The organism is Sphingobium sp. B2 (assembly GCF_007693735.1).
GTDB classification, from domain to species: Bacteria; Pseudomonadota; Alphaproteobacteria; order Sphingomonadales; family Sphingomonadaceae; genus Sphingobium; species Sphingobium xenophagum.
On record NZ_VDBZ01000001.1, the window covers coordinates 1,439,532 to 1,453,737 of the forward strand.

13 protein-coding genes are annotated in these 14,206 nt (G+C 64.3%); 8 read left to right on the plus strand and 5 right to left on the minus strand.

Going from position 1 to position 14,206, the window contains the following annotated elements:
• Positions 1–258 precede the first annotated feature (258 nt).
• On the minus strand, positions 259–1,341 hold the full coding sequence (dprA, locus tag FE851_RS07045) for a DNA-processing protein DprA (RefSeq protein ID WP_145201014.1): 1,083 nt from the start codon (positions 1,339–1,341) through the stop codon (positions 259–261).
• Positions 1,338–1,937 (minus strand): glycerol-3-phosphate 1-O-acyltransferase PlsY, encoded by a 600-nt coding sequence (gene plsY / locus FE851_RS07050; RefSeq protein WP_026149506.1) that lies wholly within the window; start codon positions 1,935–1,937, stop codon positions 1,338–1,340. The genes dprA and plsY overlap by 4 nt, the downstream gene beginning before the upstream one ends.
• A 154-nt stretch (positions 1,938–2,091) precedes the next feature.
• On the opposite strand from plsY, the gene FE851_RS07055 reads away from it, so the two are divergent.
• The 3 genes from FE851_RS07055 to hemA all read left to right on the plus strand — a co-directional run bounded on the left by FE851_RS07055 (position 2,092) and on the right by hemA (position 4,766).
• Positions 2,092–2,541 carry a hypothetical protein gene (locus FE851_RS07055; RefSeq protein ID WP_145201017.1) on the plus strand — a complete coding sequence of 150 codons (450 nt, stop codon included), beginning with the start codon at positions 2,092–2,094 and terminating at the stop codon, positions 2,539–2,541.
• A gap of 51 nt (positions 2,542–2,592) precedes the next feature.
• Positions 2,593–3,396 (plus strand): glutamate racemase, encoded by an 804-nt coding sequence (murI, locus tag FE851_RS07060; protein ID WP_145201020.1) that lies wholly within the window; start codon positions 2,593–2,595, stop codon positions 3,394–3,396.
• Between the two features lie 143 nt (positions 3,397–3,539).
• Positions 3,540–4,766: a 5-aminolevulinate synthase gene (gene hemA / locus FE851_RS07065; protein WP_017184452.1), complete on the plus strand. Its 1,227-nt coding sequence runs from the start codon at positions 3,540–3,542 to the stop codon at positions 4,764–4,766.
• A gap of 31 nt (positions 4,767–4,797) precedes the next feature.
• Here the strand turns inward: hemA and FE851_RS07070 are convergent, their stop codons facing one another.
• Both FE851_RS07070 and FE851_RS07075 read right to left on the minus strand, forming a co-directional pair.
• Positions 4,798–5,442, minus strand: a complete 645-nt coding sequence (locus tag FE851_RS07070) for a class I SAM-dependent methyltransferase (protein WP_086485950.1) — start codon at positions 5,440–5,442, stop codon at positions 4,798–4,800.
• Positions 5,442–6,671: a DUF3419 family protein gene (locus FE851_RS07075; protein ID WP_145201023.1), complete on the minus strand. Its 1,230-nt coding sequence runs from the start codon at positions 6,669–6,671 to the stop codon at positions 5,442–5,444. The genes FE851_RS07070 and FE851_RS07075 overlap by 1 nt, the downstream gene beginning before the upstream one ends.
• Before the next feature lie 134 nt (positions 6,672–6,805).
• On the opposite strand from FE851_RS07075, the gene FE851_RS07080 reads away from it, so the two are divergent.
• Both FE851_RS07080 and FE851_RS07085 read left to right on the plus strand, forming a co-directional pair.
• Complete coding sequence (locus tag FE851_RS07080) at positions 6,806–7,801, plus strand: ligase-associated DNA damage response exonuclease (protein ID WP_145201026.1); 996 nt, start codon at positions 6,806–6,808, stop codon at positions 7,799–7,801.
• Between the two features lie 106 nt (positions 7,802–7,907).
• A complete protein-coding gene (locus FE851_RS07085; protein WP_145201029.1) occupies positions 7,908–9,491 on the plus strand; it encodes a cisplatin damage response ATP-dependent DNA ligase in 1,584 nt (527 codons plus the stop codon).
• A 74-nt stretch (positions 9,492–9,565) separates the two neighbouring features.
• Here the strand turns inward: FE851_RS07085 and FE851_RS07090 are convergent, their stop codons facing one another.
• Positions 9,566–10,129, minus strand: coding sequence for a fasciclin domain-containing protein (locus tag FE851_RS07090; RefSeq protein WP_186378768.1), 564 nt, complete (start codon positions 10,127–10,129; stop codon positions 9,566–9,568).
• 202 nt (positions 10,130–10,331) lie between these two features.
• Here FE851_RS07090 and FE851_RS07095 point away from each other — a divergent pair, with 202 nt between their 5' ends.
• The 3 genes from FE851_RS07095 to FE851_RS07105 all read left to right on the plus strand — a co-directional run bounded on the left by FE851_RS07095 (position 10,332) and on the right by FE851_RS07105 (position 14,158).
• Positions 10,332–11,537 carry a saccharopine dehydrogenase family protein gene (locus tag FE851_RS07095; RefSeq protein WP_019052087.1) on the plus strand — a complete coding sequence of 402 codons (1,206 nt, stop codon included), beginning with the start codon at positions 10,332–10,334 and terminating at the stop codon, positions 11,535–11,537.
• 107 nt (positions 11,538–11,644) lie between these two features.
• Complete coding sequence (locus tag FE851_RS07100) at positions 11,645–12,817, plus strand: carboxynorspermidine decarboxylase (protein WP_145201032.1); 1,173 nt, start codon at positions 11,645–11,647, stop codon at positions 12,815–12,817.
• Positions 12,818–12,967: 150 nt separating this feature from the next.
• On the plus strand, positions 12,968–14,158 hold the full coding sequence (locus FE851_RS07105) for a type III PLP-dependent enzyme (protein ID WP_145201035.1): 1,191 nt from the start codon (positions 12,968–12,970) through the stop codon (positions 14,156–14,158).
• The last annotated feature ends 48 nt before the right edge of the window (positions 14,159–14,206 follow it).

Here is a 14,206-nt window from a genome sequence, read left to right on the forward strand (position 1 = left end):
ATGCCTCACACGTACGCGCGAGTCTGGAAGGCGATGACGGCGGGCGTCAAGCGGTGCGTGTGATTAGGGGAGAAGGCGGTGGAGCGCTAGCCCCTTGGCTCTGCCGTCATGCCAGCGAAGGCTGACATCTAATGCGATAAAAGAGTTGGGGGAACTATTGGCTCCGTTCGTTTCGAGCGAAGTCGAGAAACCAATGCGCGACGTTTCTCGACTTCGCTCGAAACGAACGGAGGTTGCGTTTCGACTGGGCGTCATTCCTCACCGCAAACGCACCCTTCCCCCCGCCAGCCGGTCCAGCCGCTCGGCCAGTTCCAGTTCCAGCAGCACCGTCTGCACCACCGCCGGGCTAAGTCCGCTCAGGCGGATCAGTTCGTCGACCGGCACCGGCGCATGGCCCAATAGCGCGATGACGGCGCTGCGTTCGCCCGCCGCGACATCGCTCGATACCGGCTCTCCGGCGAAATCGAAACTGCCCTGTCGCACCATGCGAATGTCGAGGCTGCCGACCGCCTCCAGCACATCGTCGGCATTCTGGATCAGGGTCGCGCCCTCGCGGATCAGCTGGTTGCAGCCTTGCGCGCGCGGGTCGAGCGGCGATCCGGGCACCGCCATCACCTCCCGCCCCGCTTCGCCCGCCAGCCGGGCGGTGATGAGGGAACCCGATTTGGGCGCGGCTTCGACCACGACGGTCCCCACCGCCAAACCCGCGATTATCCGGTTGCGCGCGGGAAAATGGCGCGCCAGTGGCTGCACGCCGGGCGGATGTTCGGTCACCAGCAGGCCGACATCGGCGATCTGCGCCTGCAAATCCCGGTTCTCTGGTGGAAACACGACGTCCAGCCCACAGGCGATGACGCCGATCGTCCCGCTGCCCACCGATCCCTGATGCGCCGCCGTGTCGATCCCCCGCGCCAGCCCCGACACGACCACCGCGCCGCGCTGCCCCAGATCCTGCGCCAGCGTCCGCGCGAAGCGTATTGCCGCAGCCGATGCATTGCGCGCGCCAACCATGGCGATGCACTGGCCCGCCGCCAGCGCCGCATCCCCGCGCACGATCAGCGCGGGCGGCGCGCCCTCAAACTGGTCGAGCAGGGCGGGATAGTCTGCGTCCCCCATCAACAGGTACCGCGCGCCCAGCGCCCGTGATGCGGCAATCTCCCGCTCGACCGCGCCCGCATCGGCAACGCTTGCCTTGCCGCCGCCACGCGCCGCCAGATCGGGAATGGCGCGCAATGCAGCCCCCGCCGTGCCGAAGCGCGCCAGCAATTGCCGATAGCTGACCGGGCCGATCCGGGGTGAGCGGATGAGCCGCAGCCGGTCGAACCGTTCCTGCTCGCTCACCCTTTGCCGGACCCGATCTTGGGTTCCGTCCCCTGCATCAGCCGCGCGATATTGGCGCGATGCCGCCACAACAGGATCAGCGCCATCGCCAGCGCCACGGGCACCAGTTCGATCCGCCCCATGAACCATAGCGCGATCGGCGCGCTCACCGCCGCCGCCATGCCGCCGACCGACGACCATTTGGTCCCGAACAGCGCGCCGAGCCACACTGCGGCAAAGATGCAGCCAGCGGGCCAGTGCAGCGCCGTCACCACGCCCATCATCGTCGCCACGCCCTTGCCCCCGGCAAAGCGCAGCCAGACCGGATAGCAATGGCCGATAAAGGCCGCGGCGCCCGCCATCGGCCCTCCCCCGTCGATCAGCGCCGCGCCGATCAGCACCGCCGCCGCGCCCTTGAGCAGGTCCAGCAGCAGCGTCGCCGCCGCCAGCCCCTTGCGCCCCGTGCGCAGCACATTGGTCGCGCCGATATTGCCGGAACCGATCTGCCGCAGGTCGCCCGCCCCGGTAAGGCGGGTCAGCAACAGGCCAAAGGGGATGGAACCCAGCCCATAGCCAAGCAGCAGAACGCACAGGGGAAGCAGCCAGGGAAAGTTCATATTCTCGCCGATGATGATGGGGCAGACAGGATGGTCAGGCGACCATAGCGTGCCGGGCGGCGCGGGCAATGGTCAACCGTAACCTCTCATCGGCTTCGCTTGATTTATGCCTGCGCGCCCGTCATTCTGGCGGCCTCCCAGCGACGGACTTGCCATGACCGACAATGCCTCGTTCGATCCCCTGAGCAGCCTCGTCCACAACTGGACGACGATGGCGCTGGCGCCGCAAAAATTGTGGCAGTCGATCAACGGCGGCTGGTCGTTCGGCAATATCATCGTCAACGAAAATAATTCGAGCGCGCCGCAGACCGAACAGGCGATCGTCGCGCAGCAAAGCTATGGGCGGCAGATCGGCAAGTTGCTCGACGCGGTCGATACGCTCGCCAGGCGGCAGCCGGACTGGTCGGACACGGAGCCGCTAAAGGCCGCCATCGACCTGAAGATCAGGGTCGACGGCGTGAAGCTGGCCATGGCGCAGCGGCGGATCGACCAGTTGCGCGGCGATCTGGAACTGCTGCGCGCCGCCGGCCCGGCCGATCAATATGATGCCAGCGTCGCGGCCCTGCGCAAGCTGCTGGCGGAACTGCCCGAAACAGGGGATTGAACCGAACGGGCGTTGACACCCCCGCCTGTTCCCGCGACATGTCCCTCCATAATGACGGTCGCGCCAGAAGCTCCCATCCTCTTTTTCGATTCCGGCGTGGGCGGGCTGTCCATCCTCGCCCCCGCCCGCGCACTGATACCGACCGCGCCGGTCGTCTATGCCGCCGATAGCGCCGGATTCCCCTATGGCACCAAGAGCGAGACGGAGATCGCCGCGCGCGTCCCGGCGCTGCTGGGGCGGCTGGTGGAGCGATACCGCCCGCGCCTGGCCGTCATCGCCTGCAACACGGCATCGACCATCGCATTGAGCCATGTGCGCGCGGCGCTCGACATTCCCGTCGTCGGCACCGTTCCCGCGATCAAACCCGCCGCGCTTGCCTCCAAAACCCGCGTGTTCGGGGTATTGGGCACCGACGCCACCGTGCGCCAGCCCTATGTCGACCGGCTGGCTGCCGAACATGGCGCGGACTGCATCATGCTGCGGCATGGCTGCGCGGCATTGGTGCAACTGGCCGAAGCGAAGCTACGCGGCGAACCGCTCGACCCGGCGATCGCCCGCGCCGCGCTGGCGGGGCTGACCGACCAGCCGGGCGGGGACCGCATGGATACCGTGGCGCTGGCCTGCACCCATTTTCCGCTGGTCGAGGAAGAACTGGCCGTCGCTGCATCGCGTCCGCTGACCTTCGTTCATGGCGGAGAGGGGATCGCCCGGCGCATCGCGTTTCTGACGCAGGGCCAGCCCTGGCCGGACGCTCCCGCCAACGGCATCGCCGTATTCACGCGGGTGGATGACCATGTCCGCGCGCTCGCCCCGGCGCTAGCCCGCTATGGCCTCGACCGGATCGAACAGCTCTGATTCTGTCTCTTGGACAAAAGGTCCGATATGATTGATCGGTATTTCCCCTTATGTCTGCGAACGGTTAGCGCTGGTAAAGCGCAGCATCAATCGGTAAACGCCCGCTATAAGTAGAATGTGGGCAGTCTAGGGTTAGGGCGAGCGTGAACTACAAGCATATCTTTGCGCAGGCGATCGATCGTCTCCATGAAGAAGGCCGGTATCGGGTGTTCATCGATATCCTGCGCAACCGGGGCGCTTACCCCAATGCGCGCTGCTTTCACGGCCATAATGGTCCCAAGCCCATCACCGTCTGGTGTTCCAACGACTATCTGGCCATGGGTCAGCATCCCAAGGTCGTGGCCGCGATGGAAGAGGCGCTGCACGATGTTGGCGCCGGGTCCGGCGGCACCCGCAATATCGGCGGCAACACCCATTATCATGTCGATCTGGAAGGCGAACTGGCCGATCTGCACGGCAAGGAAGCGGCCCTGCTGTTCACGTCGGGCTATGTCTCGAACGAAGCGACGCTCTCCACGCTGGCCAAGCTGCTGCCGGGCTGCATCGTTTTTTCCGATGAACTCAACCATGCCAGCATGATCGCGGGCATCCGCAATTCGGGCTGCGAAAAGCGAGTATTCCGCCACAATGACGTCGACCATCTGCGTGAATTGCTGGCGGCCGAAGATCCCGAAGCGCCCAAGCTGATCGCGTTCGAAAGCGTCTATTCGATGGACGGCGACGTCGCGCCGATCGCCGCGATCTGCGACCTGGCCGACGAGTTCAACGCGCTGACCTATCTGGACGAAGTTCATGCCGTGGGCATGTATGGCGCGCGTGGTGGCGGCATTTCGGAACGCGACGCCGTCGCGGACCGGCTGACCATCATCGAAGGCACGCTGGGCAAGGCGTTCGGCGTGATGGGCGGCTATATCGCGGCTGACCAGATGATCGTCGATGTGATCCGCAGCTATGCGCCCGGCTTCATCTTCACCACTTCGCTCTCCCCCGTGCTGGTCGCGGGCGTGCTGGCCAGCGTGCGCCATCTGAAAGGCTCCAGCGAGGAACGGGACGGGCAACAGGCGTCCGCCGCCCTGCTCAAGCAGTTCATGGCTGATGCGGGCCTCCCCGTCATGGACACGGTCACCCATATCGTGCCGCTGATGGTGGGCGATCCGGTCAAGGCCAAACGGATCAGCGACATTCTGCTCGCCGAATATGGCGCCTATGTGCAGCCGATCAACTATCCCACCGTCCCGCGCGGGACCGAGCGCCTGCGCTTCACCCCCGGCCCGGCCCACACCGAAGCGATGATGCGCGATCTGGTCGCGGCGCTGGTGGAAATCTGGGACCGGCTGGATCTTGAGTTGCTGGAACGCAAGGCAGCTTAAGCCCCAGCGCCGTCTCGCTGGAAATGGGCGGTCAGGCTTTCGCCACGCCACCGCGAACGGCATAGCCGCGATACAGCGTCCTCAGGCTCGGTTCGCCACCGACATTGCGAGCGACGGCTTCGATGGCGTCGCCCAGCACCGGGCGCGGCGTTACGTGGAACCGCGCCAGCCATCCAAACAGGACCGCGCGCCACGCGCCGGGCAGGCCTTCCTGCTGGCCGAAATCCACAACCTCCAGCCTGCCCCCCGGCGCGACGCATAGCGCGGCCTGTTGCAATGCCGCTTCCCAGTCGGGGATCATCGACAGCGCATAGCTGATGAACACGCGATCGAAGGTCGCCCGCCCGAACAGCGCCTGCGGATCGAAATCCACGGCATCTCCCCGTGCCAGCCTGACGCGGCAGGCCATGCCCACCCGCTCAACCGAAATCTGCGCCGTGTCCAGCATCGCCTGCGAAATATCGACGCCATAGAGCCGCGCATGGGGCCATGCCTTGCCAACCGCGATCAGATTGCGTCCGGTGCCGCAGCCGATTTCCAGCACGCTGCCGCCCGAAGGCGGAGCAAGGTCGGCGATCAGTCCGTCGCGCCCCAGCAGATAATATTTGCGCGTTATGTCATAGATATGCCGTTGCCAGCGATAGGTGCCGTCCATCAACCGTCCATGGTCGCTCATCATGCCTCCTTCAGCACATAGAGATGCACCCCGCCATAAATGGCCGATCGGTCGCGCGCCGTGTAATCAAGCGACGCCTGCGCCTGATACGCCCACTGGTCCATCACCGCGTCGACAACCCGTCCGGGCAGGATGCTCGGTTCGCCCGCCGTGCGGAACAGCACCCGCGCGCCCGGCTTCGCCGTCCGCGTGATCTGCGCCCACAGCGCGTTCAACTGATCGTCATCCATCCAGTCCTGCGCATCGAGCAATATGTAGCGATCCGCCGAAGCGGCCGGCCGATCGCGCAGGAAATCGGTGAAATTGACATGGCGCACATCGACACGGTCCGCCCGCGTCCGCACCGCGTCATGATTGGCCGCCTGCAAATAGGGCGGCAATGGCCCCGCGCCCGCCGGGTCATTGGCGGCATAGCCGCGCCCGAATGCCTGCACCGCGAAATAATTATCCTTCAGGTCAAAGTCGCAGGCCAGTTTCTTCAGCCGGGCTTTGAGCACCGCGTCCATCCGGTCGTCCCCGGCCAGCGCCTCGAACTGCGCGGGCGGAATGCCCAGCCCGAACAGTGAGGCGGGCTGGCTGGTCAGCCAGCGCACAAACGCCTTGTCGAAAATCGGGGCCAGTTCCGCGTCGAAGATCGCCCGCTGCTCCGCCAGTGTCGTGGCGTCCAGCATCCGCCGCGGATTGACGCCATGCAACCGCGCCAGCAGATGCGCCGCGCCGATGAAGCGCCCCAGCAGGCCATGCTTGTAGATGCCCCGCGCAAAGCCGCCGATCCGCCGCCGCCCGATCAGGTCGCGCCCTTCCCAGTAGCGCCGCGTCGCTTCATCCAGATGCGGCGCGACCATCTCCCGATAGGCCGCGATATTCTCGCGGCTGTCCGCCTGCGCGAAGAAACGGTGAAAGGCGGCGTGGTCCGGCAAGGTCCGCGCCGCCATCAGCTTCAGCCGGTTGAGCGCGATATGGGCGGTGTTCAGGTCCACGGCCGTGATCTTCGCGGGATCGGCGGTCAGGTAGGACAGGACGTTGCAGCCCCCCGACGCGATCGTCACCACATGGCAATCGGGCGTGATCGCCAGCGCCTCCATGTCCACCGCCGGATCTTCCCAGATCTGGGCATAGACCAGCCCCCGGAACGCGAAGGTAAAGGCACGCTCCAGCAGCCCCTGCTTGGACAGATGCCGGTGGCGATGCACCGCGCGCGTGATCTTATTATGGGCCGGTGCCGCCATGCTGTTCAAGCCTCCTCGCTATCGGGTCGTGGCGTGGCCCATAGGGCAACTGCGCGTCGGCACCGTGACGATAGCGTTACGTCCCTGTTACCAGCTTGCGGAACCGGCGGCGCGCTCACATCTTCTGGTCATCTATGGCCCATTGGATCGAACCCCACCCCACCGGCATCTATGTCCGCCCTGCCGATGCGTGGATCGACCCGTCCGTCCCGCGAGAGCGCGCATTGGTAACGCACGGACATGCCGATCATGCGCGCGGCGGCCATGGCCATGTCTGGGCGACGCGCGAAACGCTGGCGATCATGGGCCTGCGCTACGGCACGGCATCGGGCACGCCGGTCGGCTATGGCGAGGAAATCCGGCTGGGCGGCGTCACCATCCGCTATGTGCCCGCAGGCCATGTCCTGGGATCGGCGCAAATCGTCCTGACCCATGCGGGCGAGCGGGTCGTCGTCACTGGCGATTACAAGCGCCGGCCCGACCCCACATGCCCCTCGTTCGAGCCTGTGCCGTGCGACATTTTCGTGACCGAAGCGACCTTTGGCCTGCCTGTGTTCCGCCATCCCGATACCGGCAGCGAGATCGACCGGCTACTCGCCGCGCTTCACGCCAACCCCGATCGCTCCGTGCTGGTCGGCGCTTATGCGCTGGGCAAGGCGCAACGGGTCATCTGCGAATTGCGCGCGCGCGGCCATCACGACCCGATCTACCTCCACGGGGCAATGGAACGCATGTGCAATCTCTATGTCGAACTCGGTGTCGAGATGGGCGACCTGCGCCCCGCCACTGGCGTCGCGGCAAAGGACATGCGCGGCGCGATCATCGTCGCGCCGCCATCTGCGCTCAACGACCGCTGGAGCCGCCGCCTGCCCGACCCGATCACCGCCATGGCATCCGGCTGGATGCGCGTGCGCCAGCGCGCTCGGCAGAAGAATGTCGAACTGCCGCTGATCCTGTCCGACCATGCCGACTGGGACGAACTGACAGACACGATCCGCGAGGTTGCCCCGACCGAAACCTGGATCACCCATGGGCGAGAGGAAGCTTTGCTCCACTGGTGCATGACCCATCAGATCAGGGCGCGGGCGCTAGCGCTGGTCGGGCGGGACGATGAGGAGGAGGAAGGGTGATACGCGGCAACAATCCATGTGCTCCCGCGCAGGCGGGAGCCCAGTCCTGCCGTTGCGCCAGTAAGCGATGTCCGAACTGGGCTCCCGTCTGCGCGGGAGCACGTAAGTGAGACCCTTCTCCCAACTGCTCGACGCCCTCGTCTACACCCGATCGCGCAATGGCAAGCTGGCGCTGATCGCCGCCTATCTGCGCTCCGCGCCGGACCCGGATCGTGGCTGGGCGCTGGCTGCCCTCACCGGCAATCTCGATCTAAAGGCGGTCAAATCCTCGGCCATTGGCGAAATGATCCGCGCCCGCGTCGATCCCGTCCTGTATGAAATGAGCCGCGACTATGTGGGCGACCTGGCCGAAACCGTCGCCCTGCTCTGGCCGACGCCGCCGGGCGAACCACCGGACCTGGACGACGGCACGCTGACGCTTGCTGCCGTGGTCGAGCGCCTCCACGCCACCAGTCGCGCCGCAGCGCCCGACGCCCTGGCGCAGATGATGGACCATCTCGACGCATCAGGCCGCTTCGCCCTGCTCAAACTCGCCACCGGCGGCCTGCGCGTCGGCATTTCCGCCCGCCTTGCCAAGACGGGCTTCGCGCAGGCATTCGGGCTCGACGTCGATGATGTCGAGCAGGTCTGGCACGCCCTTTCGCCCCCCTACACCGCCCTGTTCGACTGGGCCGAAGGCCGCGCGCCACGCCCCGACCCGGCGGGCACGCCCTTCTTTCGCCCCTTCATGCTCGCTCACCCGCTCGAAGCGGACAGCGTGGATTTGGCGGACTATGCCGCCGAGTGGAAATGGGACGGCATCCGCATCCAGATCGTCGGCACGGGGAGCGAAACCCGCCTCTACAGCCGCGCGGGCGACGACATTTCAGCGAGCTTCCCCGAAATAGCCGCCGCCTTCACCGGCCATGCCGTGCTGGATGGCGAATTGCTGGTGCGCGGTGAATTTCAGGGCGGCGAGGCGGCCAGCTTCAACGCCCTGCAACAGCGCCTTGGCCGCAAGCTCGTCAGCGCCAAAATGCAGGCGGACTATCCCGCCTTCGTGCGCCTGTACGATCTGCTGCTGGAGGGCGGCGAAGATTTGCGCGCCCTGCCCTGGGAACAGCGCCGTGCCCGGCTCGAAGCCTATATGCCCCATCTCGACGCGACGCGGTTCGATCTGTCCGCCACGATCGACGCTGCCGATTTCGACGCGCTCGCCGACATTCGGGCAGGCGCGCGCGACGCCGCGATCGAAGGCGTGATGCTCAAACGCCGCGACAGCCCCTATGTCGCCGGGCGCAAGGCCGCTTTATGGTATAAATGGAAACGCGATCCGCTGACCGCCGATTGCGTCATGATGTACGCCCAGCGCGGCCACGGCAAACGCTCCTCCTTCTATTCGGATTACACCTTCGGTTGCTGGACGCCGGACGGCGAACTGCACCCGGTGGGCAAGGCCTATAGCGGCTTCACCGATGAGGAATTGAAATGGCTGGACCGCTTCGTCCGCCAGAACACGGTCGCCCGCTTCGGCCCGGTGCGCGAAGTGGAAAAGACGCTGGTGCTGGAAGTCGCCTTCGACAGCATCCATGACAGCAAGCGCCACAAATCCGGCCTCGCCATGCGCTTCCCCCGCATCGCCCGCATCAGGCGGGACAAGCCAGCGGCGGAGGCGGATACGGTGGAGGGGCTGAAGAAACTGGTGCGCTGACCCAAAAACAAACGGGCCGATGGCAAGGGGGTGGAGCCATCGGCCCGTCGGCCATCACATCATTTCGACAGCGATCAAGGCATCAAAACCGTGTCTATGACGTGGATGACACCGTTCGACTGATTGACGTCGGCAATGGTGATCTTGGCCGATCCGCCCTTGGCGTCGGTGACATACCAGTCCTTGCCCTTCTGCCAGACGGTCAGCGGTTCGCCTTGCGCGGTTGTCAGCACCGCCTTGCCGCCATTGGCCGCAGCCTTGGCCGCAATGTCCTTCGCGTTCATTTTGCCGGGCACGACATGATAGGTCAGTATGCCGGTCAGCGTCGCCTTATTCTCCGGCTTCAGCAGCGTATCGACCGTGCCTGCGGGCAGCTTCGCGAAAGCGGCATTGGTCGGCGCGAACACGGTAAACGGCCCGGCGCTCTTGAGCGTGTCGACCAGACCGGCCGCCTTCACTGCGGCTACCAGCGTCGTGTGATCCTTTGAATTGACCGCATTGTCGACAATATCCTTGGTCGGATACATCGCCGCGCCGCCGACCATCGGGTTCTTGGCCATTTGCGCCTGCGCGATCCCGCCGCCGCTGGCGGTCAATATCACGCTGGCAAGCGCGATCGTCATGGGTAAAAATTTCATGGGGGCATCCTTCCGCTATCCTGGCATCCCAAAGGTGTCGGGATGCGCGGTTGATACGTTTGAGAGAAGCGAATGGGTGCAAGGCATGACCTAAAGGACATCAGGGCAGGCAGCGCAATTGCACTGCGTCTTTGCGCTGTCATCCCAAGCCCCTATATGGGCGCTTTCGCGGGGTGACCGCGCACAGCATATGGAGACGAGATTGAGCAAGGTTCTGGTCATCGGCGCGGGCGGCGTCGGGTCGGTCGCGGTGCACAAGATGGCGATGAACAGCGATATATTCTCGCACATCACGCTCGCCAGCCGCCGCATCGTCAGCTGTGAGAAGGTCGCCGAATCGGTGCTGGCCCGCACCGGCGTCACCATCGACGTGGCGCAGGTGGATGCCGACGATGTCGCCGCCACCATCGCGCTGATCGAAAAGGTACAGCCAAGGCTGGTCGTCAATCTGGCCCTGCCCTATCAGGATCTCAACATCATGGACGCGTGCCTCGCGACCAAGGTGGATTATCTCGACACCGCCAATTACGAACCGCGCGACACGCCGAAATTCGAATATGGCTGGCAATGGGCCTATCAGGAACGCTTCAAGGAAGCGGGCATCATGGCGCTGCTCGGCTCCGGTTTCGACCCCGGCGTCACCAGCGTATTTGCCTCCTACATCAAGAAGCATCTGCTCGACACGATCGACACGCTCGACATTCTCGATTGCAATGGCGGCGACCATGGCCAGCATTTCGCGACCAATTTCAACCCGGAAATCAACATCCGCGAAGTGACCGCCCCGTCGCGTCACTGGGAAAACGGGCAGTGGGTCGAAGGTCCGGCGCTTAGCCACAAGCAGACATTCGATTTCGACCAGGTTGGCCCCAAGAATATGTACCTCATGTATCATGAGGAACTGGAAAGCCTGGCCAAATTCTATCCCGAAATCAAACGCATCCGTTTCTGGATGACCTTTGGCGACGCCTATTTGAAGCATCTGGAAGTGCTCCAGAATGTCGGCATGACCCGGATCGATCCGGTCATCTACGAGGGCAAGGAGATCATCCCGCTCCAGTTCCTCAAGGCCGTGCTGCCCGAACCGTCCAGCCTGGGTTCCACGACCAAGGGCAAGACCAATATCGGCGACATTGCCACCGGCACCAAGGATGGCGTGCAGAAAACCGTCTATGTCCTCAACGTCTGCGATCATGAGGATGCCTATGCCGAAACCGGCAATCAGGCGGTCAGCTACACCACCGGCGTCCCCGCGATGATTGGCGCAGCGATGATGCTGACCGGCGCATGGCGCGGCGAAGGCGTGTTCAACATCGAACAGTTCGATCCCGACCCGTTCATGGACATGCTCAACAAGCATGGCCTGCCCTGGCAGGTGAAGGAACTGGACGCGCCACTGGCGTTCTGAACCGTTCGCCCTGAGCGAAGTCGAAGGGCTCGCCTGAGCGCAAGCGAAGGCATCTCACTAGCGTTCGATGTAGGGCTTCGACTTCGCTCAGCCCGAACGGAGAGTTTATGGAAACCAAAGCCGGCGATCCCGCCGCCTTCGCCCATTTCGACCTGTATCGCGTCCCCTCACCCGCCTTCGTGGTGGATGAGGCCGCGATCCGGCGCAACCTTGCCATCCTGGCCGACGTTCGCGACCGCGCAGGCATCAAGATATTGGGCGCGCTCAAGGCGTTTTCGATGTGGTCGCTCGGCAGCGTCATGGGCGAATATCTCGACGGCGTCTGCGCGTCCGGCCTCTATGAAGCGCGCCTTGGCCGCGAGGAATATAAGGGCGAGGTCGCGACCTATTGCGCCGCCTATAAGCCTGCCGATCTGGCCGAAATTCTCAAGATTTCCGACCATGTGATCTTCAACAGTCCCGGCCAGATTGCGCGGTTCAAGCCGCAAATCGACGCCGCCCGCGCGGCCGGACACAGTTTCGACATCGGGCTGCGCATCAATCCGCAAAACCCCGAAGGCGAAGTCGCAAAATATGATCCGTCCCAGCCGCACAGCCGCCTGGGCTTCCCCGTCAGCCAGCTGACGCCCGATCATCTGGCCGGCGTGGACGGCATCCATTTCCATAATCTGTGCGAACAGGATCTGGCGCCGCTGGAGCGCACCTGGGCGGCGGTCGAACCGCATATCCTGCCGCACATCGCCAGCCTCAAATGGCTCAATTTCGGCGGAGGCCACCATATCACGCGCGCCGATTATCAGCGCGACGATCTGGTCGCCTTTCTGCAACGGATCAAGGCGCAGACCGGTCTCACCCTCTATCTGGAACCGGGCGAAGCGATGGCGCTCGACGCGGGCATACTGGTGGGCGAAATCCTCGATGTCATCGACAATGGCATGGCCGTCGGCATCACCGATATTAGCGCGACCTGCCACATGCCCGACGTGATCGAGGCGCCCTATCGCCCCGCCATGCTGCATGAGCCATCGGACGGACCCGTCACGCGCCTTGGCGGGCCATCCTGCCTGGCGGGCGACATTATCGGCGACTATCGAGTCCCCGGCGGCGCGGAGCCGGGCGCGCGGATCGCCTTCCTCGACCAGGCCCATTATTCCATGGTCAAGACCAATACGTTCAATGGCGTTCCCCTGCCTGCCATCTGGCTCTGGGATTCAACCACCGACAAACTCACGGAAATTCGCGCTTTTTCCTATTCGGATTTCAAGGCTCGCCTCTCCTGAGGCACGCTTCGTGGAGCCGCGTGCAACAAAATTTGCACATACGCTTTACAGGGGGACCCCCTACGCATATAGCGACCGTCCGCTGCCCCATGGGACTTCCACCGCAAGGCAGCTTTTTATGCCCACGAACGACACTGGAGGTCCCTTGAATTGCACAAGCATCCTAGCGCGCTGGGGGTAGCGACCACCCTCACACCGGCAGCACCGGTAACGCTGATTCGCCCGCAGGCTGCGGCCCGCGCCGCCCGATTCTTCGTCGAGAAGTTTCCGGGGCGCTCGCTCTATGCCGTAAAGGCCAATCCCTCGCCCGATTTGCTTCGGACGTTGTGGGACAATGGTATTTCGCACTTTGACGTCGCTTCCATCGCGGAAGTGCGCCTTGTCGCGGAAACGCTGCCGGACGCGAAGCTGTGCTTCATGCATCCGGTCAAGGCTGAAGAAGCCATCGCCGAAGCCTATGCCGTCCATGGCGTACGCACCTTCTCGCTCGACACGATCGACGAGCTGGAAAAGATCATGCGCGCGACCAATGGCGCGACCGATCTGGAATTGTGCGTCCGCCTGCGGGTGTCGTCGGAACATAGCGAATTGTCGCTGGCGTCGAAATTCGGCGCGGAACTCGGCGAAACCCGCGAATTGCTGATGGCCACCCGTCAGGCGGCCGACGCGCTTGGCATCTGCTTCCACGTCGGTAGCCAGGCGATGAGCCCGCAGGCCTATAGCGATGCGATCGAGCGCGTCCGCGCGGCGATCGTCGACGCGGCGGTCACGGTCGACATCATCGATGTCGGCGGCGGCTTCCCGTCGATCTATCCGGGCATGGAGCCGGTTGCGCTCGAAAATTATTTCGACGCGATCCACCGTGGCTTCGAAAGCCTGCCGGTCAGCTATTCGTCGGAACTCTGGTGCGAGCCTGGCCGCGCGCTGTCGGCGGAATATAGCTCCATCATCGTCCGGGTAGAGCGCCGTCGCGGTACGGAGCTCTACATCAACGACGGTGCCTATGGCGCCTTGTTCGATGCCGCGCATATCGGCTGGCGTTTCCCGGTCGCGCTGCTGCGTGACGAGGAAAGCGATGCAGCCCTGACCGGCTTCTCCTTCTATGGTCCGACCTGCGACGATATGGACCATATGGTCGGCCCGTTCATGCTGCCTGACGATGTCGCCGCTGGCGATTATATCGAAATCGGCATGCTGGGCGCCTATGGCTGCGCCATGCGTACAGGTTTCAACGGCTTCACGGCGGAAACCGTGGTCGAAGTAGCGGACGAGCCGATGGCCAGCCTCTATGCCGAACCTGTGCCTGCCCGCCGTCGCGCGACTGTCATCAAGCTGGGCTAAAAGGCTCAAGCTCCCCTTTGGAGAGGGTGCCTGTCCCTCGCCGCTTCC